The sequence below is a fragment of the Serratia sp. Ag1 genome, from assembly GCF_000743355.1.
Classification (GTDB): domain Bacteria; phylum Pseudomonadota; class Gammaproteobacteria; order Enterobacterales; family Enterobacteriaceae; genus Chania.
In genome coordinates this window covers 110802-135444 of the sequence record NZ_JQEI01000014.1, presented here as the reverse complement: position 1 = coordinate 135444, position 24643 = coordinate 110802, and the positions used below count along the sequence as shown (strand labels likewise).

Annotated in this window: 27 protein-coding genes; 17 read left to right on the top strand and 10 right to left on the bottom strand. The window is 50.3% G+C overall.

Annotated elements, in window-relative coordinates; all coding sequences use genetic code 11:
- Window positions 1–27 precede the first annotated feature (27 nt).
- Window positions 28–921, bottom strand: coding sequence for a helix-turn-helix domain-containing protein (locus IV04_RS08820; protein WP_037399639.1), 894 nt, complete (start codon window positions 919–921; stop codon window positions 28–30).
- Between the two features lie 330 nt (window positions 922–1251).
- Between IV04_RS08820 and rsxD the strand changes: the two genes are divergently transcribed.
- From rsxD to bla, 6 genes are all read left to right on the top strand, one after another.
- Entirely contained in the window at window positions 1252–2337 is a 1086-nt protein-coding gene (rsxD, locus tag IV04_RS08815) for an electron transport complex subunit RsxD (protein WP_037399641.1), read from the top strand.
- Window positions 2338–2346: 9 nt separating this feature from the next.
- Complete coding sequence (rsxG, locus tag IV04_RS08810) at window positions 2347–2976, top strand: electron transport complex subunit RsxG (protein WP_037399644.1); 630 nt, start codon at window positions 2347–2349, stop codon at window positions 2974–2976.
- Window positions 2973–3674: an electron transport complex subunit E gene (locus tag IV04_RS08805; RefSeq protein WP_037399646.1), complete on the top strand. Its 702-nt coding sequence runs from the start codon at window positions 2973–2975 to the stop codon at window positions 3672–3674. Before rsxG ends, IV04_RS08805 begins: the two co-directional genes overlap by 4 nt.
- The gene (gene nth, locus IV04_RS08800; RefSeq protein WP_037399649.1) at window positions 3671–4306 is read left to right on the top strand and encodes an endonuclease III; all 636 of its coding nucleotides are present in this window, start codon (window positions 3671–3673) and stop codon (window positions 4304–4306) included. Before IV04_RS08805 ends, nth begins: the two co-directional genes overlap by 4 nt.
- A gap of 610 nt (window positions 4307–4916) precedes the next feature.
- A complete protein-coding gene (dtpA, locus tag IV04_RS08795) occupies window positions 4917–6428 on the top strand; it encodes a dipeptide/tripeptide permease DtpA (RefSeq protein ID WP_037400100.1) in 1512 nt (503 codons plus the stop codon).
- Between the two features lie 153 nt (window positions 6429–6581).
- Window positions 6582–7475: a class A beta-lactamase gene (gene bla, locus IV04_RS08790; protein WP_037399652.1), complete on the top strand. Its 894-nt coding sequence runs from the start codon at window positions 6582–6584 to the stop codon at window positions 7473–7475.
- A gap of 12 nt (window positions 7476–7487) precedes the next feature.
- Here bla and IV04_RS08785 read toward each other — a convergent pair whose 3' ends face one another.
- On the bottom strand, window positions 7488–8342 hold the full coding sequence (locus IV04_RS08785) for an aminoglycoside phosphotransferase family protein (protein WP_037399654.1): 855 nt from the start codon (window positions 8340–8342) through the stop codon (window positions 7488–7490).
- 89 nt (window positions 8343–8431) lie between these two features.
- On the opposite strand from IV04_RS08785, the gene IV04_RS08780 reads away from it, so the two are divergent.
- Complete coding sequence (locus IV04_RS08780; RefSeq protein WP_037399658.1) at window positions 8432–8812, top strand: RidA family protein; 381 nt, start codon at window positions 8432–8434, stop codon at window positions 8810–8812.
- Between the two features lie 13 nt (window positions 8813–8825).
- On the opposite strand, the gene IV04_RS08775 is transcribed toward IV04_RS08780, so the two are convergent.
- Window positions 8826–9137, bottom strand: coding sequence for a hypothetical protein (locus IV04_RS08775; RefSeq protein WP_037399662.1), 312 nt, complete (start codon window positions 9135–9137; stop codon window positions 8826–8828).
- Window positions 9138–9309: 172 nt separating this feature from the next.
- Here IV04_RS08775 and IV04_RS08770 point away from each other — a divergent pair, with 172 nt between their 5' ends.
- The 4 genes from IV04_RS08770 to gstA all read left to right on the top strand — a co-directional run bounded on the left by IV04_RS08770 (window position 9310) and on the right by gstA (window position 12331).
- Window positions 9310–10008 (top strand): HD domain-containing protein, encoded by a 699-nt coding sequence (locus tag IV04_RS08770; protein ID WP_081893188.1) that lies wholly within the window; start codon window positions 9310–9312, stop codon window positions 10006–10008.
- Between the two features lie 71 nt (window positions 10009–10079).
- Window positions 10080–10343, top strand: coding sequence for a DUF3811 domain-containing protein (locus IV04_RS08765; RefSeq protein WP_037399663.1), 264 nt, complete (start codon window positions 10080–10082; stop codon window positions 10341–10343).
- Between the two features lie 404 nt (window positions 10344–10747).
- Window positions 10748–11632 (top strand): 4-hydroxy-tetrahydrodipicolinate synthase, encoded by an 885-nt coding sequence (gene dapA, locus IV04_RS08760; protein ID WP_037399665.1) that lies wholly within the window; start codon window positions 10748–10750, stop codon window positions 11630–11632.
- Window positions 11633–11725: 93 nt separating this feature from the next.
- Complete coding sequence (gstA, locus tag IV04_RS08755) at window positions 11726–12331, top strand: glutathione transferase GstA (protein ID WP_037399667.1); 606 nt, start codon at window positions 11726–11728, stop codon at window positions 12329–12331.
- Window positions 12332–12367: 36 nt separating this feature from the next.
- Here gstA and pdxY read toward each other — a convergent pair whose 3' ends face one another.
- The 5 genes from pdxY to anmK form a co-directional block, all read right to left on the bottom strand.
- Window positions 12368–13228, bottom strand: coding sequence for a pyridoxal kinase PdxY (pdxY, locus tag IV04_RS08750; RefSeq protein WP_037399668.1), 861 nt, complete (start codon window positions 13226–13228; stop codon window positions 12368–12370).
- A gap of 96 nt (window positions 13229–13324) precedes the next feature.
- Window positions 13325–14599: a tyrosine--tRNA ligase gene (gene tyrS / locus IV04_RS08745; RefSeq protein WP_037399671.1), complete on the bottom strand. Its 1275-nt coding sequence runs from the start codon at window positions 14597–14599 to the stop codon at window positions 13325–13327.
- Window positions 14600–14740: 141 nt separating this feature from the next.
- A complete protein-coding gene (pdxH, locus tag IV04_RS08740) occupies window positions 14741–15394 on the bottom strand; it encodes a pyridoxamine 5'-phosphate oxidase (RefSeq protein ID WP_037399673.1) in 654 nt (217 codons plus the stop codon).
- Between the two features lie 64 nt (window positions 15395–15458).
- Complete coding sequence (locus IV04_RS08735) at window positions 15459–15770, bottom strand: MliC family protein (RefSeq protein WP_037399676.1); 312 nt, start codon at window positions 15768–15770, stop codon at window positions 15459–15461.
- A gap of 45 nt (window positions 15771–15815) precedes the next feature.
- Window positions 15816–16937 (bottom strand): anhydro-N-acetylmuramic acid kinase, encoded by a 1122-nt coding sequence (gene anmK / locus IV04_RS08730; protein ID WP_037399678.1) that lies wholly within the window; start codon window positions 16935–16937, stop codon window positions 15816–15818.
- Between the two features lie 356 nt (window positions 16938–17293).
- On the opposite strand from anmK, the gene IV04_RS08725 reads away from it, so the two are divergent.
- A complete protein-coding gene (locus tag IV04_RS08725) occupies window positions 17294–17758 on the top strand; it encodes a glycine zipper 2TM domain-containing protein (protein ID WP_037399679.1) in 465 nt (154 codons plus the stop codon).
- A gap of 92 nt (window positions 17759–17850) precedes the next feature.
- On the opposite strand, the gene slyA is transcribed toward IV04_RS08725, so the two are convergent.
- A complete protein-coding gene (slyA, locus tag IV04_RS08720; protein ID WP_037399681.1) occupies window positions 17851–18282 on the bottom strand; it encodes a transcriptional regulator SlyA in 432 nt (143 codons plus the stop codon).
- 181 nt (window positions 18283–18463) lie between these two features.
- Here slyA and IV04_RS25145 point away from each other — a divergent pair, with 181 nt between their 5' ends.
- From IV04_RS25145 to IV04_RS08710, 3 genes are read left to right on the top strand one after another with little or no spacing between them, the layout of a single operon-like run.
- Window positions 18464–18700 (top strand): DUF1656 domain-containing protein, encoded by a 237-nt coding sequence (locus IV04_RS25145; protein ID WP_072010857.1) that lies wholly within the window; start codon window positions 18464–18466, stop codon window positions 18698–18700.
- A gap of 3 nt (window positions 18701–18703) precedes the next feature.
- On the top strand, window positions 18704–19567 hold the full coding sequence (locus tag IV04_RS08715; RefSeq protein ID WP_037399684.1) for an HlyD family secretion protein: 864 nt from the start codon (window positions 18704–18706) through the stop codon (window positions 19565–19567).
- Window positions 19568–19570: 3 nt separating this feature from the next.
- Window positions 19571–21604, top strand: a complete 2034-nt coding sequence (locus IV04_RS08710; protein WP_037399687.1) for an FUSC family protein — start codon at window positions 19571–19573, stop codon at window positions 21602–21604.
- A gap of 15 nt (window positions 21605–21619) precedes the next feature.
- On the opposite strand, the gene sodC is transcribed toward IV04_RS08710, so the two are convergent.
- Window positions 21620–22141, bottom strand: a complete 522-nt coding sequence (sodC, locus tag IV04_RS08705) for a superoxide dismutase family protein (protein WP_037399689.1) — start codon at window positions 22139–22141, stop codon at window positions 21620–21622.
- Window positions 22142–22320: 179 nt separating this feature from the next.
- On the opposite strand from sodC, the gene IV04_RS08700 reads away from it, so the two are divergent.
- Window positions 22321–23394 carry an acyltransferase gene (locus tag IV04_RS08700; RefSeq protein ID WP_051916731.1) on the top strand — a complete coding sequence of 358 codons (1074 nt, stop codon included), beginning with the start codon at window positions 22321–22323 and terminating at the stop codon, window positions 23392–23394.
- A gap of 144 nt (window positions 23395–23538) precedes the next feature.
- Window positions 23539–24600, top strand: a complete 1062-nt coding sequence (locus IV04_RS08695) for an acyltransferase (protein ID WP_037399691.1) — start codon at window positions 23539–23541, stop codon at window positions 24598–24600.
- Window positions 24601–24643: the final 43 nt, after the last annotated feature.

Genomic DNA, 24643 nt, shown 5'->3' with positions numbered 1-24643 from the left:
TAAGCCTTGCAGAACGCAAGGCTTAGTTTAATCGATAGAAATCAAATAGGTGTAGTTAATATCAATCTGGCGCAGTTTAGCATCCGGTTGCCACTCTTTGGCTTCCAGCATTTCCATCTCAACGCTGCCTTTTACCTCGTTAAGTAAACCAGGCCGCACGTTGGCTATCAGATAAGAGACAAACTGGCCGCACTCTTTCGCCGTTCCCTGATGGCTGATAGAGATATATTCACGCCCTGGAACATGAATATTATCAATCTGATGACCGGAGAGAATATCTTTCTTATGCTCGGGTTCTACGGCAATGATGTGTGTGGATAAACACTCGTCATCACCCGATTCCCGCGCGGCGTGGATGCTGAACACTTTGTGGCACTCAACGTTCAATCCCCGGAAAAAGTCTTTAAATATCTCGGATTTCATGGCTACGCAGGAAGAAAGCTCCATCTCCTCCGCAGCATCAAACTCCAGTTCTCGGGTGACCCCCACCAGATGCATATCCGGCAGCGTCAGCCGCTTCACTTCGGGGTAAAAATCCGCCTCATAGCGCGCATCGAAATTGAAGCGCGGCATCAGGTTTTTCACATCCCATTTGTCCATGGTACGGTAACGGTTTGGCGTGATGCCAAAACGCTGTTTGAACATGCGGGTAAAGGTTTGCTGCGAGTCAAAACCCAGCTCATCTGAAATATCAATAATCGAACGATGAGTAATGCGCAGGGCTACTGCAGCCCGGGTAAGAATACGTGAGCGAATGTAGGTGGCAAGCTGAATGCCAGTGATACGTTTGAACTTGCGCTGCAAATGCCACTTGGAATAACCGGAAATTCGCGCGACTTCATCAAGGTTGGGCCGCGTCTCCAGATGGATCTCTACCCATTCAATCAGTTCTTCAATAAAATAAATGTCTTCATTGGTCATTATTATTTGTTCGCCAACTAAATAATACTTGGGATAGTAACCTATCTGGATTATATAAAAGTTGTTATTTTGTGCGGGTAAGCGCCACAAATATATCCCCAAAATAATCCGCGTTGCTTGAAGGCGACAACGCACAACCAACCCCCAGGCAACGTGAAGTATGAAGCGTATCGCACTGAACGCTTTATACTCGAAGCCCGCCAACCTCAGATTAACCTAGCGCATGTTTATAACAAAAAGGTAGAATGCAGCGCTCTAATTTCCCTCAGTGCCGCAGAACAAGGCACTGTGAACGTGCTGATAACATGGCAAAGAAATGGTAGTGACTCTATGAAGTTCAGGCCGGTACAACAAACAGCCACCAAAGGCTTACACATCGCCAGTTCCCCGTTTACCCATAACCAGCAAAACACCCGCCGGATCATGCTTTGGGTGATGCTGGCCTGTATCCCTGGTATGGCCGCACAGGTGTGGTTTTTTGGCTATGGCAATCTGGTGCAGACGGCACTGGCCATGGTCACTGCGCTACTGGCAGAATCCGCAGTCCTCGCTTTGCGTAAACAACCGGTACGCGCGCGCCTGGCGGATAACTCAGCCCTGCTCACCGCGCTGCTGCTGGGGATCAGTTTACCGCCGCTGGCACCTTGGTGGATGATCGTGATCGGCACCTTTTTTGCGATCGTGATCGCCAAGCAGCTTTACGGTGGCTTGGGGCAAAACCCGTTTAACCCGGCAATGGTCGGTTATGTGGTGCTGCTGATCTCCTTCCCGGTGCAAATGACCAGTTGGTTGCCACCCGATGAGCTACGGACGACCGCACTGTCGTTCCAGGATACCCTGCTGACTATTTTCACTGGACACACCGTTCAAGGGGCCACCATCCATCAACTCCAGATAGGCATTGACGGTATCAGCCAGGCCACCCCGCTCGATGGGTTTAAAACCGGCCTGCGCAGCGGGCATTCGGTGGAGCAAGTCTTGCAACAGCCACTGTTTGGCGGCGTTCTGGGCGGTATCGGCTGGCAGTGGATCAACCTGGGCTTTTTAGCTGGCGGGCTGTTTATGCTGGGCCGCAGGCTGATTCACTGGCAGATCCCTGTCAGTATGCTGGCTGCGGTCGGGTTCTGTTCGGGCTTGGCATGGCTGCTGGATCCCGCTCATCAGGCATCGCCGTTGCTGCATCTGTTCTCCGGCGCCACCATGCTTGGCGCATTCTTTATCGCCACCGATCCGGTCAGCGCCGCTACCACGCCCAAAGGCCGGTTGATCTATGGCGCGCTGGTGGGTTTGCTGGTCTGGCTGATTCGCGTTTATGGCGGTTATCCCGACGGTGTAGCTTTTGCCGTACTGCTGGCCAATATCACCGTACCGCTCATCGATCACTACACGCAGCCGCGTGTCTATGGCCACCGCTGAGGAACTATCATGCTGAATTCCATGAGAAAGCATGGCATCACCCTGGCGGTGTTTGCTGCAGTGACCACCGGTTTAACCGCGATGGTCTACACCTTGACCAAAAATACCATTGCCCATCAGGCAGCGCTCCAGCAGAAAGCCTTGCTGGATCAGGTAGTTCCACCGGAGTATTACGACAACGATATGCAAAGCGAATGCCTGTTGGTCAGCGATCCGGCTTTAGGCAACGGTGCGCCACATCATTTATATCTGGCACGTAAAAATGGCCAACCGGTGGCAGCGGCGCTGGAAACCACTGCGCCAGACGGCTATTCCGGTGCCATAAAATTACTGGTGGGCGCTGATTTCAGCGGCACCGTATTCGGTACTCGGGTCGTGGAACATCACGAAACACCGGGGCTTGGCGATAAAATTGAATTACGCATTTCAGACTGGATCGCCTCTTTCAGCGGTAAAAAAGTGGAAGGCCCCGCTGATAGCCGCTGGGCAGTGAAGAAAGACGGCGGTATGTTCGATCAGTTCACCGGGGCCACTATCACCCCGCGTGCCGTGGTCAACGCCGTGCGCCGTACAGCGTTGTATATGGAAACGCTGCCATCTAAACTGGATACTTTACCTGTCTGTGGAGCCAGCGAATGAGTGAAGTCAAAGAGTTAATCGTTCAGGGGCTGTGGAAGAACAACTCCGCGCTGGTGCAGTTATTGGGCCTGTGCCCGCTGCTGGCGGTGACGTCAACCGCCACCAATGCGCTGGGGCTGGGGTTGGCCACCACGCTGGTGCTGACCATCACCAACGGCTCCATTTCAGCCTTGCGTCGTTGGGTGCCCAGCGAAGTGCGTATTCCGATTTATGTGATGATCATTGCGGCTGCGGTGAGCATCGTGCAGATGCTGATCAACGCCTACGCGTTCGGTCTCTATCAGTCTTTGGGGATCTTTATCCCGCTCATCGTCACCAACTGCATCGTGGTAGGCCGCGCAGAAGCTATCGCGGCAAGAAAACCGGTTGGTTTAGCCTTAGTCGATGGTCTTGCCATTGGTCTGGGAGCCACCGGAGCCATGTTTGTGCTCGGTTCGCTGCGCGAACTGATTGGCAATGGCACCCTGTTTGACGGGGCCGATATGCTGTTGGGCAGTTGGGCCAAGGTGCTGCGGATTGAGGTGGTGCATTTCGATACGCCGTTCCTGTTGGCGATGCTGCCACCGGGTGCCTTTATTGGCCTGGGGCTGATGTTGGCCACCAAATATCTGATTGATGAACAAATGAAGGTACGCAAAGCCAAGCTTTTGCCAACGGAAGAGCAAATTGGGCAAGGACACACAGAGAAAGCGTCATGAATAAAGAGAAACGCCTGGAAATTCTTACCCGTTTGCGGGACAACAACCCACATCCGACCACGGAACTGGTTTACAGCACGCCTTTCGAATTGCTGATTGCGGTGCTACTTTCCGCACAGGCCACCGACGTCAGCGTTAACAAGGCTACCGCCAAGCTCTACCCAATCGCCAACACTCCGGCAGCCATGCTGGCTTTGGGGGTTGATGGCGTGAAAGAGTACATCAAGACCATCGGCCTGTTTAACAGCAAGGCCGAGAACGTGATAAAAACCTGCCACCTGTTGCTGGAAAAGCACGCAGGCGAAGTGCCGGAAGATCGTGCAGCCCTGGAGGCTTTACCCGGTGTGGGCCGCAAAACCGCCAATGTGGTGCTCAACACCGCTTTTGGCTGGCCAACCATCGCCGTTGATACACATATTTTCCGCGTTTGTAATCGCACGGGTTTCGCCCCGGGGAAAAACGTTGAACAAGTGGAAGAAAAGTTGCTGAAAGTGGTCCCTGCCGCGTTCAAAGTTGACTGCCATCATTGGCTGATCCTGCATGGCCGTTATACCTGCATCGCGCGCAAACCGCGCTGCGGCTCATGCATGATTGAAGACCTGTGCGAATTCGGTGACAAAACAGATCTGTAGAACCCACCCAGTGTGACACTCTCTTCTCAGATCGTCCCTTGATGCTGCCCAGCGATCACAGATTCGCAGGTAGCATCGCTCTATTAGCAACGTATAGCCCCATGATGTTCTGTACACTGCCCGCAAAAAATGCCTTGCCACGATATTTTTAAGAAAAAAATTAGTTAAAATCCACCGATGGCCCGCACTCTGGGGTTCACATTGTAGTCACATATTTTTTTCAATATTTTCAAAAATTCATAATTTTACAAAAAACCATTTATGCACAACGATCCGTTGATATATAACCATTGAATATTGATATGAACTGAATAAATTAAATTTAGCAGAACATATCACCTTTAAAACAAACCCCACCATTCTTTCAAGACAAAAAATCGACAAATAAAGTAAATACAACCGTTAATACTGCATAAAACTTGTAACATAGTTTCATTGTGCAACGAATGTTATCTGTAACGGAATATGTCAAAAAGCTTGCCTCGTTGACAAAGATAGTGAACATTACCCGCCGTCATTTATTCCTATAACAAGCAAAGGATGCTCCCCGCATCACTTTTTGCTATTCCCCGTATTGATAATGCGGGCAGTGAAAAAACCAGAGGTTCCTGTGTCAACTGCAAACAACAAACAATCGGAAAGCGTCAGTCTCAACGCTTTCAAACAGCCTAAGGCTTTCTACCTCATTTTCTCGATCGAGCTGTGGGAACGTTTTGGTTATTACGGCCTGCAAGGCATTATGGCCGTTTATCTGGTCAAAATGCTTGGCCTGAGCGAAGCAGACTCCATTACCCTGTTCTCTTCTTTCAGCGCTCTGGTGTATGGCTTTGTGGCCATCGGCGGCTGGTTGGGCGATAAGGTGCTCGGTTCTAAACGAGTGATCGTTCTGGGTGCGATGGTTCTGGCCGCCGGTTATGCCATGGTGGCCTACTCCGGCCACGATGTCTTCTGGGTCTATCTGGGTATGGCGACTATCGCGGTAGGTAGCGGCCTGTTCAAAGCAAACCCTTCCTCCCTGCTTTCTACCTGCTATGAGAAAGACGATCCGCGTTTGGACGGTGCATTTACCATGTACTATATGTCCGTCAACATCGGTTCATTCTTCTCTATGCTCGCCACACCTTGGCTGGCAGCAAAGTATGGCTGGAGCGTCGCGTTCTCACTGAGCGTAGTCGGTATGCTGATCACGCTGGTCAACTTTATGATGTGTCACGGTTGGGTTAAGCAGCACGGCTCAAAACCTGACTTTCAGCCAATGCAGATCCATAAACTGCTGATGGTATTGGTCGGTGTCGTGGCGCTGATTGCCCTCTCCAGTTGGTTACTGCACAACCAGACTATTGCACGCTGGGCGTTGGCCATCATTTCTGTAGGGATTGTGCTGGTGTTTGCCAAAGAAACCTTTGCGCTGCACGGTGCCGCACGCCGCAAGATGATCGTGGCATTCCTGCTGATGCTGGAAGCCGTGGTATTCTTCGTGCTGTATAGCCAGATGCCAACCTCACTGAACTTTTTCGCTATCCACAATGTTGAGCACAATATTCTGGGCGTAGCCTTTGAACCAGAACAATATCAAGCCCTCAACCCGTTCTGGATCATGTTGGCCAGCCCGATCCTGGCGGCGCTGTATAACAAGATGGGCGATCGCCTGCCCATGCCACACAAATTTGCCTTCGGCATGTTCCTCTGCTCTGGGGCGTTCCTGGTGTTGCCATGGGGGGCCAGCTTTGCTAACGAACAGGGCATCGTTTCGGTTAACTGGCTGATCTTGAGCTATGGCTTGCAGAGTATCGGTGAACTGATGATTTCTGGTCTTGGCCTGGCGATGATAGCGCAATTGGTGCCGCAACGCCTGATGGGCTTTATCATGGGTTCCTGGTTCCTGACCACCGCTGCAGCAGCGCTGATTGCCGGTAAAGTTGCCGGGCTGACTGCGGTGCCAAGCGATATCAACGATGCGCATGCTTCGCTGGCTATCTATAGCCACGTGTTTATGCAGATCGGTATTGCGACCGGCGTGATTGCCGTGCTGATGATGCTGACAGCACCGAAGCTATACCGTATGACGTTGGATAGTACAGAAGACACCGCAACAAAAGCGCAGACCGCTACCGTTCACTGATGCTGGCTGCCATTGCGTAAAATAACGCTGGGGCTGATTACCCCGGCGTTTTTTATCGGAGCTTATCAGTCACTATTTTCTTGTTGCCACAGCATATAACTCCCTGAATCCGCATATAATGGCGTGTCGAATAATCAACCAGGACGATACCCCATGCCATTCTCCCCACTACGCCGCAAATTGCTTTTGGCTGCGGCGGTCATTCCTGCCATTAGCGCATTGACTCCTTTATTGGCGTCTGCTGCCAATACAACATTACAACAAGCTCAGCAACAGCTCGCTGCGCTGGAAAAAGCTTCCGGCGGTCGCCTTGGCGTGGTTGCTCTCAATACCGCTGACGGCCAAATGCTGCAACTTAATGCAGAACAACGCTTTCCGTTTTGCAGCACCTTTAAAGTGATTGCGGCCAGTGCCATTTTGCACCATAGCCTGAGCCACGGCGGCTTTATGCAGCAACGCATCCGTTACCAGCAAAGCGATCTGGTAACTTATTCACCGATCACGGAGCAACACCTCGATAGCGGTATGACTATCGCTGAACTCTGCGCAGCAGCGCTTCAGTACAGTGATAACACTGCCGTCAATCTACTGATGAAACAGCTCGGCGGGCCTGCGGCGATTACCGCCTATGCGCGCAGCATTGGCGACACAACATTCCGCCTGGATCGCTGGGAAACCGAACTCAACAGCGCCATTCCTGGTGATGAGCGTGATACCACCACGCCAGCGGCCATGGCAGCCAGTTTGCAGAAGCTGACGTTGGGCAACGCGTTGCCGAAAGCCCAGCGCGAACAACTGGTGGCCTGGATGAAAGCGAATACCACCGGGGATAAGCGCATCCGTGCGGGCGTGCCTGCCGGAGCAAGAGTGGCTGATAAAACCGGGGGTGGCGACTATGGCACCACCAACGATATTGGTATCGTTTGGCAAGCGAACCGTGCTCCGCTGGTGATCGTCGTATACTTCACTCAACCGCAGCAGGACGCTAAAGCCAAGAATGAGGTTATTGCTTCTGCGGCACAGATTGTCAGCCAGGCGTTTGCCTAACGCCTAGCCTATTCAAGGACGCTCTATTACGGGCAGGATAAACCCTGGATCGCCTTGTGGCAGCGCGATACCCAACGCTCGCGCTGCCAATTCAGCCACGCGGAAGTCGATATCTGCGGTTTCGCCCTCCTCCAGAAACCAGGCAGCGGAAAGCCCGGCCCAGGCCAGGATCCACTGTAACAAGCGGTTGCGTTCCAACCCGGCAAGGGCACAAACCTGCCGCACGCGGCGGTGAAAGAGATCGGGATCGGTAGCAGTACCGTAATTGGGGTTACAAAAGATATTGGCATAATCAAACCCACGCTCGCCATACAGGCGTTTAGGATCGATCGCCAACCAACCGCGCTCGGCAAAATCCAGCACGTTGTCATGGTGAATGTCGCCGTGCAGCACCCCTTGCTCGCGCGGGCTGGTCAGTAACTCTGCCGCCGCTGTTGCACTTAACCGCAACATCCCACCATGGGCCTGTGCCGCAGGCCATAAGGAATTAAACCATTGGTGCAGCGGGATCAAGGCAGGAAAAGGTTCAATGCGGGGAGCATGCAGCTTAGCGATCGCTTGGCATAAAATTTCGGTTGCCTGCGCATCTTCACCGTTACGCGCCATCTGTGCCAGTGACGCATTACCCATCGCCCTCTCCAACAAGATAGCGTCATCATGCCAGGCCAGCACCCGCGCAGCACCATCGCCCTGCCACCAGCACATCAGCAGGTTGCCGAACTTCTCTTCCTGTTCCCGGGCAATCTTCAGCATAGCGGGCAAACCATGGTAGCTCACTGGCATCAGCAAACTGCTGTGCGTTTCGAACGCTTTCCCGTCTGGCACCAGTTGCCAGCGTTGCAGATAAGGAATAAATGCCTGGTTCATTCCCTTGGTACATCCTTAATTACGTGAACTGCTTGCTGAGATGATAGTATCGCCTGGCAATATACTGCAAAATTTTTGTGAGGTTTATCATGTCGGTAATAAAACGCACCAATTATCCACAGTTACCCACGCCGGGCGGGCCTTACGTGCACGCAGTCCAACATGCAGGCACTTTATATATCTCGGGCTTAACCGCCTTCGCCACCGATGCCCAAGGACGTGAGGCCCCACATCAGGCTCGCGCCATACTTGAACAGTTGGCCACGATTGCTGCCAGCGAAGGTACCGACCTCCAATCTCTGGTAAAGATCAGCGTATTTCTGACGGACATCGCCGATCTGGCCGCGATCCGCGAAGTGCTGTTCGACTATTTGGGTGATGCGTTGCCAGCATGTTCACTGATGGCCGTCAGCGCCCTGTTCTCCCCCCAACTGAACGTTGAGATCGAAGCAATCCTTGCCTTAGCTTAGCCATGCGCAAAGATTAAAACGCAACAACTTCATTCACCTGATGGTGAAAAACATAAGGATCGGAAATCAGGCCGAAAGCTTCGTCGTCTGGGTAAGTTACCGCCACGTGGTAATCCTCACCGGCAAAGCTTTTGATGGCCCGCCATGATTCCCAATAGGTGGCTAGAAAAAAGTGGGCATACTCACCCTGAACCTCATGCCTGACGAAGGCACCGCAATTACCTGCAACAGATTCGGCATGCTGTACACCGGTAACGGCCAAATGGTCGGCAAACCCTTGCTGATATTCTAAAGGCACGCAGCCGTGCCAGGTTCTAACGATCACCCTCCACCTCCTGAATAAAAAGTCACAAATAACGAATAAATAGCTTATTCCTTTCTTAGTCAAATTAAATATCCAATTAATTGGGATTGGTACGAATAAAGCAAAACCAATACATCTACGGATAACGCCAAGCGAAGTATTCTGGTAACGTATTCACGGAGGATTGCTCCCTATGGAAATCAGCCCTACTAATAAGGAAAGTTCTGTGCTTGCTCCCATTTTACCGTTGGAATTGCTACAGCCTTTTTACCCCTATCAGGAATTGGCTAAAGAGCTGTTACCACTGACGCTTGACGGCGATGATGGTTCTCACGATGTAGCCCACCTGCAACGCGTATGGAAAAACGTGCGCCAGATTAGCCGTAAAGAAGGGGGGGATCTGCGTATCCTTTGCGCTGCCGTACTGTTACATGATTGCGTGATAGTAGAAAAAAACTCCCCGCAACGCCCCCTGGCCTCACGCCTGGCCGCAGAAAAGGCTGGCGCAATCCTGAGCGCGCTTGGTTGGGATGCGACTGAAATCGAAAAGACGGCACATGCGATCGAAGCACACAGTTTTTCTGCTGCCATTCCGCCGCAAACGCTGGAGGCCAAGATCCTGCAGGATGCCGACAGGCTTGATGCCATAGGCATGATTGGTATCGCCCGCTGCTTTTATATTGGTGGCCGTATGCGCAGTGCACTTTACGATGTCACCGACCCGCTGGCGCAGCGGAGACAATATGACGATCAGCGTTTTGTTCTGGATCATTTTGAAACCAAGCTGTTTAAATTGCAGGAAAGTTTCCAGACCTCGGCTGGCCGGACCATGGCCGAACAGCGCACCGAGCGCATGCGTCGATTCTTCAACGAATTTCAAGAAGAAGTTTGATAGCTGCGCTGCAATATTGATAACGTAAATCCTGTACACTGAAAGCCAACTTCACACAACGGGTAGCGATAATGAAGAAACTGACGCTGAAAGACATGACGGAAAGCGAACAACGTGAAGTAAAAACCGAGCTGGATAGAGCACGAAAAAGCCATGGACGCCCATTGACCAACGCTGAGCAGAACAAAGTGAAAGGCGAAGCGATTGATCGCATCATGGCCGCGCGTGAAAAGATTGCCAAAGCAACCCGGGCAGAACGTAAAGCCAATCGCGTGCAACCCACGAGCACAACCTTTAGCTGGACAGCCTCCATCAGTACCCGTCCTCCTCGTTGAACGAAACCGCATCAGTCATGTATTACGTTAAGATTCATCGGTCCTTCCATAAGGGAGGGCCGTATCGCTTCCGGTTTAACTGTTCAGCATGGCTGATCTGACCAAACGTTGACTTATTAGCCAAACTCATTAGCCCCTGAAGATTATTAATATCAATTTTATCAATATGTTATAAATTGACAGCCTAATAACAAATCCTCATTATCAGCTCACTCCTCATCGTTCAACAAATAACATCACAGCTCCCAGAGTTGAACGTTGACGAGTCAATGGCGATTAAATCGAAGGAACAGTCGGGGTGTACTTCCCGTCAGAGAATCTGACAGGACGCTGTACAGCGCGTTTCCCCTCCCTTATCTCTTTTTCATCTGACTTCTTGTCGGTCACGCAGAAGGAATTATTCTATGGCTTCGTTTTCGGGCATTTGGGTGGCGCTGGTAACCCCGTTCAAAGATAACAGCATCGATTTACCGGCACTGAAAAAATTGGCACAGCACCTGATAGCCTCTGGCGTCAGCGGGTTGGTCGTGTGTGGTACTACTGGTGAAGCAGCGGCCCTGAGCAAAGAAGAGCAACTGACCGTGCTGGATGCCGTATTGGACGTAGTACCATCCTACCAAGTGGTGATGGGGCTTTCAGGTAATAATCTGCTCGACACGTTGCAAATGCAGCAGGCCATTCAGCAACGTGATATTGCAGGTGTGCTGATCCCGGCACCTTACTATATCCGGCCATCACAAGCGGGGTTGATAGAGTATTTTACTCATCTTGCCGATGCCTCACGCGTTCCAGTGATCCTCTACAACGTGCCATATCGCACCGGTGTGGCATGTGAACTGGAAACTTTGCGTCAACTTGCTGGTCACCCACAAATCAAAGCCATTAAGGACTGTGGCGGTAACCCAGATGCTACGATGGCCTTGATTCACGATGGTGAGATTGACGTACTGACCGGTGAGGACAATCTGATTCTGAGCACACTATGCTTGGGGGGCAGCGGGGCGATTTGCGCTTCGGCACATATTTGCCCAGAGCGTTTTGTTAGGTTGGTCAAACAAGTGGCGCAAGGCGATCTGGCAGCAGCACGCCGCAATTTTTACGCCTTGTTACCGATGATCCAGCAAATGTTTAGTTTCCCAAGCCCCGCTCCCGTAAAGGCAGCACTGGCCTTACAAGGCTGGATTTGCAACGAATTACGCTCGCCGATGCAGACCGCGCCTCTACGACTGCAACAGCAGATCGCCAGCATTCTGCAACAACTGCACCCCGAGGAAGCACGCGTTAACTAAATTTTATTGCTAAAAACACTGTAATTTTACTGCCAGAGAACTAGGATGAGAGGTTAAATATGCCTGTCATTCGTCACTATCAAGGAGTTTCCGATGAAATTGTTCTACAAAGCTGGCGCCTGTTCCTTATCACCGCACATCATTTTGCGCGAAGCAGGGCTGGATTTTACTGCGGAAAAAGTCGATTTAGCACAAAAGAAAACGGAAAGCGGTGCTGACTATCTGGCGATCAATCCCAAAGGGCAAGTGCCAGCACTGGTGCTTGATGACGGCAGCCTGCTGACCGAAGGCGTCGCCATTGTGCAATATCTGGCAGACCGCGTACCGGACCGCAATCTAATCCCTGCAGCAGGAACGCTTTCACGCTACCACGCGATCGAATGGCTGAACTATGTGGCAACCGAGTTGCATAAGGGATTCAGCCCACTGTTTAACCCGCAAACACCGGACGAATACAAAACCATGGTGCGGGCAAAACTGGAGAGCCAGTTCAGCTATCTGGATTCAGTGCTGGAGAAACAGCACTATCTGCTCGGTAACCGTTTCAGCGTAGCAGACGCCTATCTGTTCACCGTGCTGGGTTGGGCATTCTATATGCAGTTCGACCTGAAGAAATATCCGCATCTTTCTGCCTATTATGAACGCGTCGCGGCTCGCCCTGCGGTAGAAGCCACGTTGCGTGCAGAAGGCCTGAAGTAATCTTATCAGTCCCCCGGTTATGCCGGGGGATTTCTACTACAGTTTCACTGCCTTAAAGCTGCAATCCGGCGATACAATACGATCCTGCGCCGCCACGACCTGTAATTCGTACTCGCCCATAGCCTGAGTTGTGAGCATCACTTCATAGACTGCCGCAGTGACGTGTTCCAACGCTTTATCCAAGGCAACCCCTTGCAGCAGATTCACCAACAACAAACCACTGGTCAGATCGCCCACGCCCACCGGTTGACGCGTACCAAAATCCACCAACGGACGGCTGATATGCCAGGCTTCATCGGCAGTGACCAGCAGCATTTCAAAACTGTCGGTGTGATAACCGGCGCGGCTAAGGTGTTTCACCAACACCACTTTCGGCCCTTGCGCTATCAGTTCACGGGCAGCATTAACCGCCTGCTCTACACTACTGATTGCCTGCCCACTCAGCAGTTCCAGCTCCAGCAGATTCGGTGCCACAATATCGCTGAACGAAAGCGCCTGCTGACACAAAAACTCGGCAACGCCCGGTGCCACAATGCAGCCCTTTTCCGGATGCCCCATGACCGGATCGCAAAAATACCAGGCGTCAGGGTTCACCTGCTTTACCTGCCGCACAATCTCCAGAATATGGCTACCCTGCTCCGGCGAACCAATATAGCCGCTCAGCACCGCATCACAGTCTTTCAGCTTATCGATCGCGGCAATCCCCTGCGCAATTTCGGTCAGATGGCTGGCTGGCATCACACATCCCGTCCACTGGCCGTATTGCGTGTGATTAGAAAATTGCACGGTATTCAACGGCCAGACGTTGACCCCCATCCGCCGCATGGGAAACTCTGCTGCGCTGTTACCCGCATGGCCAAAAACGACATGCGATTGTATAGAAAGAATATTTTTCATCTAAACGACCTGACCCTAGACACCACCACAGGGAGACCTGCCCCTGACCCTGTCAAAATAAAGGGGCCTTAAAGGCCCCTTGGTACTCATAACGTCTTACTTCCAGTCAACCAGGCAGTAGTGTTTTTTGCCGCGACGCAACAGCGTATAACGGCCAAACAGACGATCGCTGTCGGCGAACTGATATTCTGGATTGGATTGCTTCTCACCGTTGATGGTCACCGCATTAGAACCGATCATGGTGCGAGCCTGCCCACGAGAAGGCACCAGTTCGGCATTCACCAACGCCTGTTGCAGATCGGCATCACTCTCCAACTTGATGGTTGGCATGCCGTCTTGAGCTAACTGGGCAAAATCCGCCTCGGTCATGTCGTGCAACGCACCAGAGAACAGGCTTTGGGTAATACGTTTCGCCGCAGCCAGCCCTTCAGGGCCGTGTACCATACCGGTCACTTCTTCCGCCAGCACGTACTGGGCGCGCGGTGCCTTGCCACTGTGCTTGTCTTCCTCTTCCAGCGCGTTGATCTCTTCCAGGCTCAGGAAGGTGAAGAACTTCAGGAAGCGATAAACGTCAGCATCCGCAGTATTAATCCAGAACTGATAGAATTTATACGGGCTGGTTTTTTCCGGTGCCAACCAGACTGCGCCACCTTCGGTCTTACCGAATTTGGTGCCGTCAGATTTGGTGATCAAAGGCACCGTCAGGCCAAATACCTGTTTCTGGTGCATACGACGGGTGAGATCGATACCCGAAGTGATGTTACCCCACTGGTCAGAACCGCCAATCTGCAGCTCAACCTGATGACGGTTGTACAGTTCGGCAAAGTCAAAACCCTGCAGCAGGTTATAAGAAAACTCGGTGAAGGAGATACCTGAATCATCGCGGTTCAGGCGCTGTTTCACCGCTTCCTTGTTGATCATCTGGTTAACCGAAAAATGTTTACCGATATCACGCAGGAAGCTCAGCACATTCATGCCACCGAACCAGTCGTAGTTGTTTGCCGCGATCGCGCTGTTGCTGCCACAATCAAAATCGAGGAATGGGGACACCTGTTTACGGATTTTCTCAACCCATTCGTTGACCGTTTCCGTGGTGTTCAGCTTACGCTCAGCGGCTTTAAAGCTGGGATCGCCAATCATGCCGGTCGCACCGCCGACCAACGCTACCGGTTTGTGCCCGGCCAGTTGGAAACGCTTCAGGCACAGCAGAGGCACCAGATGGCCCAAATGCAAGCTGTCAGCGGTTGGATCGAAGCCGCAATACAGTGCAATTGGCCCTTGCGCCAGCCGCTCTGCTAACGCTTCCTCGTCCGTTACCTGTGCTATCAGGCCCCGCTCTTGCAGTTGTTGTATCAGGTTGATGCTAGCCATCAATTTCTCCATGTATAAACGAATGCACCTTTACCGGTACACGGCCTTCGCCCGTTGGCGAAAATAGTAAAATTCGGGGTAGCGCATAGAATAAAGCGCCAGCGGCATCAGTGCCAGCGCTTAAGGGGGATTTTCCGTCTGTCAGGGTGCCAGTCGGTCAATTTTCCAGTCATTTCCAGCCCGCTGATACAGAAAACGGTCATGGAGGCGGTGTTCACCACCCTGCCAGAATTCGACAGAATCAAATTTGACCCGAAAACCGCCCCAGAAACTGGGCAGCGGCACCTCGCCTTGCTGGAATTTTTGCTTCAGTTCAAGGAATTTGCTTTCCAAAACGCCACGGGCAGAAATACGCGATGACTGTTGTGATACCCAGGCCCCAATCTGGCTGTCTTTCGGGCGGCTGCTGAAGTATTTCATCACCTCCAGCGTTGACAAGCGCTCGGCCTGACCGAGAAAAATCACCTGACGATCGAGCATGTGCCACGGGAACAGCAGGCTGATACGTGGATTTTGCGCTAGCTGCTGCGCCTTGCGGCTCCCCAGATTGGTATAGAACACCAACCCTTTATCATCGACATGTTTAAGCAGCACGATGCGCTGAAAAGGTTGCCCATGTTCATCCACCGTTGCCACGCACATGGCGGTAGGATCGGCCAAGCGTGCCTCACAGGCCTGCTGCAACCAGCGTTCGAACAGTTCGAGAGGATTTGCAGTCAGATCGTGGCGACGCAGGCCGCCACGGGTGTATTCGCGGCGCAGGTCCGCAACATCAAACTCATTATTATCAGTCATCTGGGATATCAACCCGCCGGTAAATTCGTTGTGACATTCTGCGCCTGCGGCACCAGGATCTCAATCAATCTGACACCAATGTGCAGTCATTCATGATCACTTTGCCATTACGCTCAAGCACGGCATTAGACCCTTTCGTCAAAAACCTGTACTTGTCGTCGCTGTATTGAGCCCCGGATGCCGCCTGCACCTGTTTCAGTTTCAACCGTTCACCATCCATCAGAAAGCTCGCCGTATTCTCTTCAGCATTCAGCGCTACGGTCAACGGCGTAGTGCCACATTGATAATGCAGCGTCTGGTTCTTCTTCTGCAGTGCATGGTAGCTATTACAACCCGCCAACAGCAGAACGACAGCGGCAATCAGTGTTTTTTTCATGGTGTTGTTCCTCAGGAGATTTAACTTCTGTTTATCCTAACAGAGCTAAAGGTGCCCGAATGGCAAAACCGGATAAATCCCACCCAGCAGCGTTTCACAGCTGGCCCCGGTTACCGAAGGCAGATTACCGGGTTGCCCGGAAAGCGTCCGGTAAGCCAGCCAGGCAAAGGCCAGCGCCTCCATCGCGTCGCCACTGACGCCGAAGTGGTCGGTAGCCGCAACCTCGATCCCTGGCAACAAAGCAGACATCCTCATCATCAGTAATGGATTGCGCGCGCCGCCGCCGCACACCAATAACCGTTCACAGCCCCCCGCCAGCAACACCTGTTCGCAGATAGTGACCGCTGTCAACTCCACCAGCGTAGCCATCACATCCACCGGGTTCAGCCCCGGCCACCGGGTTAACTGCTGCTCCAGCCAACCGATGTTGAAGTATTCCCGCCCGGTGCTCTTGGGTGCCGGTAACGCAAAATAAGGGTCGGCCAACATCTGCTGTAATAGTGGCAAGCAGACCTGCCCTTCCATGGCCCACAGGCCCCCTTTGTCATAAGGTTGTGCGCGATGACGCCATACCCAGGCATCCAGTAGCATATTACCCGGCCCGGTATCAAAGCCGCGTACCGGAGCCCCCGGTAACAGCAACGAAAGATTGGCGATGCCACCAATATTCAGCACCATGCGCCGTTCCATCGGGTGCGCCAGCAACGCCTGATGAAACGCTGGGACCAAGGGCGCGCCCTGGCCGCCATAGGCCATATCCCGCCGCCGGAAATCCCCCACGGTGGTGATATTGGTCAGCGCAGCAACGCGGTTGTTGTCGCCCAATTGCATGGAAAAACGCGTCTCGCCTTCTGGCTCATGCCATACCGTCTGCCCATGGCAACCAATCGCCATCACTTCATGTGCCGCCACCCCGGTTTGTTTCAGCAGGCCCATCACCGCTTCACCAAACAGGGTGCCTAGCTGTGCATCCAGCCGACCAACCGCCGAGAGCGTGGTTTGCTGCCCCTGGCACATGCCCAAAATATCTTTCTTCAGTTGAATCGGCATCGGATGGCTGTAGATGGCCTGCTGGGCCACCATACGTTCGTCAATCACAGCAAGAACCACATCAACGCCATCCAGACTGGTCCCCGACATAACACCGATATAGCGGCCTGACTTCATAGTAATATCCTTTTATCCTTGCGGCTAAGAATCTGACACCTATTAAATAAAACAGAATTTCACTATTAACGCCATGAATTATGATGCATTTTCTGCACGCAGTGAATGATAGGCAAGCGTTATCCAGGCAACAGGTAACGCCTTGTCACAACAAAAAATTACGCTTATTTTCCCCCTCCCCTGTTATAAAGCTAAACCACCGTTTATTATTGGTTGAACAGAGAAAAGTTAAGCTGTATGCAGTTGCGAGTCATGGTGATAACGCACGCGTTCAGCCACACTTGTTGAAACATTTTCATCAAGCCTGATTTGGGCTGTTTTCCCAGATCGGGATTACTAATCCGCAGGAGTTTTATATGATCAAGCGTCTTCTCGTGGTTGCTCTCGCCGGAATTACGCTGGCGGGATGTGCAGACCCTACAACGTCCGGTGATGTTTATTCAGCCTCTCAGGCCAAGCAAGTACAGACCGTAACCTTTGGTACTTTAGTCTCTGTACGTCCGGTACAAATTCAGGGCAGTGAAACTGCGAACACGATCGGCGCTATCGGCGGTGCGGTGCTGGGTGGCCTCTTGGGGAATACCGTTGGCGGGGGTACTGGCCGCACGCTGGCAACAGCAGCAGGCGCGGTAGCCGGTGGTGTCGTGGGTAACAGCGTAGGGAGCGTTGCTGCTCGTACTAACGGCGTCGAGCTGGAAATCAGAACCGACAACAAAGAAAATATCGTAGTAGTGCAGAGAGCAGGTGCGACCAAGTTCAGCCCTGGTCAACGCGTGCGTATGGCGCAGAACGGCAGTACCGTGACCGTTTCCCCGCTGTAAGCTCTTCATTCCCGAATGCAAAACGGAGGCCCTCAGCCTCCGTTTTTATATCTGTGCCACTTAAATGTCGCTCAAAGAAGCCGCTGGGGTTATTATTTTTCTTGCAGCTCAATGATGTTTCGTTCGAGTTTATTAATCAAGGTTACCAAAAGCTTTACTTCATCTGTCGAGATACCGTCGAGTATTTCACCCCTGGTCACGGTAATCACGCTATCCACTTCCCGGATAATCGGCTCTGCGGCTTCCGTGAGTTTAATGCGTTTTGCACGCCGGTCACTTGCACAAGTCTGGCGGCTGATCAGCCCTTTTTCTTCGAGTTGATCTAACGTTCGCACCAAAGAAGGTTGTTCAATACCGATCGCTTTGGCCAGTTGGATCTGCGATTGCTCCGGTGGTAACCGATTAATGTTATATAAGGTAAACCAATGTGTTTGGGTTAGCTCCAATGGTTTGAGCCGATGGTCGATCAGCGCACGCCAAACACGAACCAATCGTGCTAAATCTGAACCTAATGTTGATTCCACTTCCTCCTCCTTATCATTAGCATGCTAATATTAAACCCTTTGATTGTAGACTATTCTGGGTAAATCACATTAAGAATACAAATGTATATAATCCATATTACAGAAATAACCACCCTCTTTATCCGTTATTGGTTATTCTCTAGGCAAATGATTACCATATTCACTCATAGGGATTGTTAATGTGAATGTCTCCTGGTTCCCAACTGCGTCACCACTACCCGATTTAGTTTTCGGTGCCTCGCTTTACTTTCCCCCTCTATTTAAGGCGTTTCTGCTCGGGTTGGTATTTTGGCTACTGGTTCACCACCTGTTGCGTGACTGGCTCTACTCTGGCGAGATCTGGCATCCCATGTTGATGGATCTCTCCATTTTCGTTATTGCCGTCAGTGGTTCACTTTGGATATTAGCGAGTTGGTAGCTTATGAAGCATAAGACATTGAAATATTTCTCAACGGTATTTATCTGCATGCTTGCCCTGTGCGCCGGCTGGTGGCTATGGAATTATTACATGCAGTCCCCTTGGACCCGTGATGGAAAAGTGCGCGCAGAGCTCGTCAATATCACCCCAGAAGTCTCTGGCAGGCTAGAAAAAATCAATGTGCATGACAATCAGTTCATCGCTGCGGGGAGTTTGATCTTCAGCCTCGATCCGGCACCTTATCAGATCGCTTTAGCCAGCGCCGAAGCTGCACTGGCCAAGGCCCAATCCGACCTGGCCAGAGCCGATCACGAAGCGGCTCGCCGCCGTAGCCTGCCGCACAACGTTATTTCTTCGGAAGACCTGGATGAGTCCAATCTCGCCGCCGAGGCCATGAAAGCCGCCTATAAAGCCGCACTGGCCAATCTGGAGCAGGCCAAATGGAATTTAAGCAAGACCAGAATTTATGCCCCAACCGACGGTTACATCACCAACTTGCAGGCACGTGTCGGTAACTACGCGACTGCGGGCACCCCGCTGGTGGCGTTGGTCGATGTCCATTCATTCTATGTTCTTGGTTATTTTGAAGAAACCAAACTACGTCATATTAAAGAAGGCCGCAGAGCGGATATTGTTTTATATAACGGCAACGTCCCACTGCAAGGTAGGGTCGAAAGCATTGGCCGAGCGATTTACGATCAGAATGTGGAAAGTAACAACAACTTGTTAGTCGACGTCAAACCTAACGTCCCTTGGGTGCGTTTAGCCCAACGGGTGCCGGTACGGATAAAGTTGCTCAACGTTCCGGACGACATCACGTTGGTGGCAGGCACCACCTGTACCATTTCGATCCACACTCGGGATTAAGCGGTGAATCTGCCTTTTCTTGAATGGAACCGCACCCCATGGGGCAAAGCGACCGCTGGGCAATGGCGTTATGCCTTGCGCAATTCGCTGGCCATGTGCCTGGCACTGTGGATCGCTTTCGTTTTGCAGCTCGACGAACCTTATTGGGCGTTGACTTCTGCTGCCGTGGTCAGTTTCCCTACGGTCGGCGGTGTTATCAGCAAGAGCATCGGGCGAATTTTTGGCAGCCTGATAGGGGCAATGGCTTCTTTGCTCATTGCCGGTCATTGTCTGAACGATCCTTGGCTGTTTTCGCTGTCGATTGCCTCTTGGCTGGGATTCTGCACCTACATTTCCAACCACTATCAGAACAACGTTTCTTACGCTTTTGCCTTAGCCGGGTATACCGCAGCGATCATTGCCTTCAGTACGGTCAACGTTACCGATACGCGGGAGATTTTTGATATCGCCCAAGCACGCGTCTGTGAGGTCATCACCGGTATTCTGTGCGGTGGCCTGATGATGATGCTCCTGCCTAGCACATCTGATGGCGAAGCCCTACTGACTTCGCTGCGGCGTATGCACTCACGGTTGCTGGAGCACGCCGCCATGCTGTGGCAACCGGAGATCAACCTCCAGATGCGCACTTCGCACGAAGGGGTGATTGGCCAAATCCTGACGATGAACGTCTTGCGTATTCAGGCCTTCTGGAGCCATTACCGCTTACGTCGGCAGAACAACATACTCAACTACATGCTGCATCAGCAATTACGCGTTACCAGCGTGATTTCCAGTCTGCGGCGCATGTTATTGAACTGGCCAGATCAACCGCAAAATCTGGCTTCGGTGCTGGAGCAACTGCTGCAAGAACTGCATCATCCCGATACCGATAAATACCGTTTGGCGCGTATCCTGCAGCTTATCGCACCACAAGATCCGGCTAATTACCGTCATCGGGCTTTTTTCCTGCGCTTACGGCATTTTTGCTGGCTTTATTTGCGCTGCAGCCGCTGGTTACAACGGCTGGAAAGTGCGACACCGGCGAGTGAGATCAAACCACCGCGAGTCACCGCGCTGGCTCGTCATACTGACAGCTATGAAGCCGCCTATAACGGGTTGCGTACTTTTCTGTGCATTCTGATTGGCTGTGCTTACTGGATCAGCACTCAGTGGGATTCGGGCAGTTCGGCCCTGACGCTGGCGGCCATCAGTTGTGTACTCTATTCATCCACGCCCTCACCGACCAAGTCCGTCGCTACCCTGCTGAAAGCCGTCGCTCTGCTGTCTGTTTTTTGCTTTTTGATCAAATTCGGTCTGATGATTCAGCTCGACGACTTCTGGCTATTCTGCGCCTTTCTGTTGCCGATTCTGGTAACGATGCAAATGATGAAACTGCAGCATCCCCCTTACGCACCGCTATGGGGACAGTTGATTGTGTTTATGGGATCGTTTCTCGCCGTCACCAATCCCCCGAGCTACGACTACCAATCGTTTATCAATGAGAGTATCGGCAAGATTGTCGGGGTGCTGCTGGCCGGGCTGGCGTTCCAGATTCTGCGGCCCAGCTCAGACAAACGTAAAGGCCGGCGTATTATTCGTGCATTACGCCATGACTTTATCGACCAGCTAAGTACCATACCCCAGCAGAGCGAGAGTCAGTTTGAGTCACGGATCTATCACCGTATCAGTCAATTGAGCCAAAGCCAGGATCAAGAGGCCCGAACCTGGTTGCTCCGTTGGGGGGTGGTGCTTCTGAACTGTAGCCATGTCGTTTGGCAGTTGCGCGAATGGCAAACCCGTTCGGATCCGCTTTCTGCCGTCCGTGATGTCTGCATTCATTGCCTGAAAGGCATTATGACGGAGAAAGGGGTACAGCACAGTTCATTGGACGCTACGTTACAGGAACTGCAACGTATGAGTAATACGCTGGCGCACCACCCGGAACAGGCCGCGCGTGATTTGGCAGGGTTGATTTGGCGGTTATACTGCTCGCTGCAACAACTACAGCAGGCAATTACTCCACCTGAGGCGGCGGTGATTTCGCCCGCGACAACTTAACGCGGGCGGTTTAACTTACTTGATAACACCACAGGCAAAACGATCGCCCCCACCACCCAATGGTTTTGGATGATCAGAGTGGTTATCGCCACCTGCGTGAACCATCAGGGCTTTGCCCTCGATCTCACTGATTTTCTTCAACCGTGGTGCCAGAACCGGATCGCTGGACATACCATCCTGAGTGACATAGATAGCCGGTAGATCGCCCAAATGCCCATCGGCGTATGGCCCAAGGTGTTTACCGGTTTTTTGTGGATCAAAATGCCCACCTGCCGATAAAGCGGCCACGGCTTTACCCTCTTTCATGCCCGGCTCACAACTGCCTTTCTCATGCACGTGAAAACCATGCACCCCACCAGGCAACGCCTTAAGCTGCGGTGTAAACAACAGGCCATAAGGTGTTTCACTGATAGTGATTTTACCGATGTCCTGACCAATTCCCTGGGCAGTCACCAGATTCATTTCAACATCAACCGTAGCAGCTTGCGCAACACCGCAGGCCATCAGGCCCAGTGCCGCATACCAATAACGTTTCATCAATCAACCTCCATGCGATAGTTGTAAGCGAGCACTCAGTATAGTGGGTCTGTGAAATTATTCAATTTCCTTTAGATTCAAACAACTACAATTAACACCGATACTATACCTAACGGTTCGAATGGTATAACTTTTGAAATACTGATAGAATAATCAAATAATAAATAGGTGAAAAAGCAATGCGCGGAAAAACAGCAGACGAGATCATATCGAGAGATGGTAACAATTTAGATATTATCAGATTACTTGCCGCTATCTCAGTGATTATTTATCACTCATTCGCCCTCAACCCACAATGGGCTCTGACTGATCCAATAAAAAATCTACTTGGCTATGTTACAACGGGTGGGTTAGCAGTAAAAATATTCTTTTTTATTAGCGGAATTTTAGTAACAAACAGCATATTAACCCGAAAATCCGCTTATCAATTTATAGTCTCGCGCGTTTTAAGAATTTTTCCTGCACTTGTTTTTGTTGTATTCTGCAGTGGATTTATTATAGGACCAATATTCACATCGCTACCCATAAAAGATTACTTTTCCTCCAGTCAACTTTATAGTTACGTTTTCAATAACATTATTTTAAGCACACAGTATTTCCTACCAGAAGTGTTAACAGGAAATAAATATGGCATTAATGGTTCACTTTGGACTATATATTATGAAGTCATTGCATATATTGTTTTGCTTTTGCTTTATTTGGTGGGTTTTCACAAAAGTACATTTATCTCCTCAATAATATGTATGATCATAATCATTGAACCTGTAACACCATTAAAAGGTGTTCTTTTTGCAACCTCAAGTCATAATGCTATATATTTACTTGCCCCATGCTTCGCTCTCGGCGCTCTAGTTGCACTTAACAAAAAGTGTTATAAATCAAATATTAAAATACCAGCTATGCTTTTTTTGCTCCAATTTTTACTCCCTGGTGAAGAAATAAAACCCACGCTGATGTGTTTCTCATTGTGTCTTGCTGCACTACATTTATCATCTTTAGATCTCGTAAAAAAAATCAAAATAAAGCATGACATATCTTATGGTGTTTACCTGTGGGGTTTCCCTATTCAACAAATTTTTTCACAATACTTCAGTTTTGGATTTGTTATCAATGTAACAATCTCGGTAATAGTAACTATGATTATTGCATTAGCATCATGGCTTTTTATTGAAAAACCCTCAATGAATCTTGCCAAAAGAATAGCCCCTTCGAAGTATTTACCTAATTGCACTAAAACCATGCATAATCAGTAATTACCAGACTCTAACTAGGTCTATGACATTCACTTTAGGTCGAAGGTGCATTCTAACGTACTCTTTATAAACAATAAGGTTACCTAAAGCGTTTTTTTTGCTAGAATGCGAGAAGTTTTTTAAGATTACTTTTTTGGAATCAACATGAATGGAAAGTTAAATCCTTGGCTAGATGTTTGCAGAGCAAGTGCGATTCTCCTAGTTTTACTCTCACACGGCAGAGTTTATCTTATTCCATCGATTCCTGACGCTCAATTACTTAAATTTGGCGGTTTTCTAGGTGTTGAGTTATTTTTTGTATTATCCGGTTTCTTAATCGGTCAGATCATTATCAATAAAGTTGAAAACCATTCATCTCCTTTTGGCTGGATCCCAGGATTTTGGTTCCGTAGATGGATGCGAACTTATCCCAGTTACATATTATTTTTAATCATCAATCTACTATTGATTACTACAATACGCAAAGATTCATTCCCTGACTTATTGAAATTTGTTACTTTCACTCAAAGTCTGATCTCACCTCACCCTAGTTTTTTTGGTGAAGCATGGAGTCTTGCCGTAGAGGAGGTTTTTTATTTTATTACTCCTTTAGTTATTTCGCTCTTTCTTTTTTTGACTAAAAACAAAAATAATAGCCTATTTCTCGCTATAGCTATTATGTTACTCATACCATTTTTACTTAGAGTAAACGCAGCCTTTAACACAAATATGACATTTAATGAGATAAGAGCAACTGCATTGTTTAGAGTAGATTCCATTATGATTGGAGTCGTATTTTCATGGGCGCATCTCAAAAATAAAATACCAAGCCAGGTTAAATTTGGTACATTACTCATTCCCATATCTATATATATCGCTTCAAAACCAGATTCCTATATGGATCAGAGTGAGTTTCTTAAGATATTTTTATTTAGTATGGCAAATATCGGATTTGCCTGTCTTATTATTTCAGGTTACAAACTCGAAGTTTACGCAAAATTACGAGGGATAACAGCCAACTTGGCAAGATGGTCTTATGCTGCTTACCTGACTAACTTACCCGTTTTAATGACTATTCGTTATTTTCTATCCCCACCTACAACGCTTATTGACTGCTTACTCCAATGGACATTATTCATCTCAATCACTCTATTGAGTGCTTTTATTGTATACACCATTTTTGAGCGAAATGTACTCAACCTTAGAGACTCAATTATTAAGAAATAGTATAGTTCCTTAATTGTGATACCAAACATCAACCGGGCCGTTC

Bases quoted from the DNA above. Each gene is read 5' to 3' on its own strand.
- IV04_RS08820 (WP_037399639.1), bottom strand. From the start codon at position 921: ATGACCAATGAAGACATTTATTTTATTGAAGAACTGATTGAATGGGTA.
- rsxD (WP_037399641.1), top strand. From the start codon at position 1,252: ATGAAGTTCAGGCCGGTACAACAAACAGCCACCAAAGGCTTACACATC.
- rsxG (WP_037399644.1), top strand. From the start codon at position 2,347: ATGCTGAATTCCATGAGAAAGCATGGCATCACCCTGGCGGTGTTTGCT.
- IV04_RS08805 (WP_037399646.1), top strand. From the start codon at position 2,973: ATGAGTGAAGTCAAAGAGTTAATCGTTCAGGGGCTGTGGAAGAACAAC.
- nth (WP_037399649.1), top strand. From the start codon at position 3,671: ATGAATAAAGAGAAACGCCTGGAAATTCTTACCCGTTTGCGGGACAAC.
- bla (WP_037399652.1), top strand. From the start codon at position 6,582: ATGCCATTCTCCCCACTACGCCGCAAATTGCTTTTGGCTGCGGCGGTC.
- IV04_RS08785 (WP_037399654.1), bottom strand. From the start codon at position 8,342: ATGAACCAGGCATTTATTCCTTATCTGCAACGCTGGCAACTGGTGCCA.
- IV04_RS08780 (WP_037399658.1), top strand. From the start codon at position 8,432: ATGTCGGTAATAAAACGCACCAATTATCCACAGTTACCCACGCCGGGC.
- IV04_RS08770 (WP_081893188.1), top strand. From the start codon at position 9,310: ATGGAAATCAGCCCTACTAATAAGGAAAGTTCTGTGCTTGCTCCCATT.
- IV04_RS08765 (WP_037399663.1), top strand. From the start codon at position 10,080: ATGAAGAAACTGACGCTGAAAGACATGACGGAAAGCGAACAACGTGAA.
- dapA (WP_037399665.1), top strand. From the start codon at position 10,748: ATGGCTTCGTTTTCGGGCATTTGGGTGGCGCTGGTAACCCCGTTCAAA.
- gstA (WP_037399667.1), top strand. From the start codon at position 11,726: ATGAAATTGTTCTACAAAGCTGGCGCCTGTTCCTTATCACCGCACATC.
- pdxY (WP_037399668.1), bottom strand. From the start codon at position 13,228: ATGAAAAATATTCTTTCTATACAATCGCATGTCGTTTTTGGCCATGCG.
- tyrS (WP_037399671.1), bottom strand. From the start codon at position 14,599: ATGGCTAGCATCAACCTGATACAACAACTGCAAGAGCGGGGCCTGATA.
- pdxH (WP_037399673.1), bottom strand. From the start codon at position 15,394: ATGACTGATAATAATGAGTTTGATGTTGCGGACCTGCGCCGCGAATAC.
- IV04_RS08735 (WP_037399676.1), bottom strand. From the start codon at position 15,770: ATGAAAAAAACACTGATTGCCGCTGTCGTTCTGCTGTTGGCGGGTTGT.
- anmK (WP_037399678.1), bottom strand. From the start codon at position 16,937: ATGAAGTCAGGCCGCTATATCGGTGTTATGTCGGGGACCAGTCTGGAT.
- IV04_RS08725 (WP_037399679.1), top strand. From the start codon at position 17,294: ATGATCAAGCGTCTTCTCGTGGTTGCTCTCGCCGGAATTACGCTGGCG.
- IV04_RS08715 (WP_037399684.1), top strand. From the start codon at position 18,704: ATGAAGCATAAGACATTGAAATATTTCTCAACGGTATTTATCTGCATG.
- sodC (WP_037399689.1), bottom strand. From the start codon at position 22,141: ATGAAACGTTATTGGTATGCGGCACTGGGCCTGATGGCCTGCGGTGTT.
- IV04_RS08700 (WP_051916731.1), top strand. From the start codon at position 22,321: ATGCGCGGAAAAACAGCAGACGAGATCATATCGAGAGATGGTAACAAT.
- IV04_RS08695 (WP_037399691.1), top strand. From the start codon at position 23,539: ATGAATGGAAAGTTAAATCCTTGGCTAGATGTTTGCAGAGCAAGTGCG.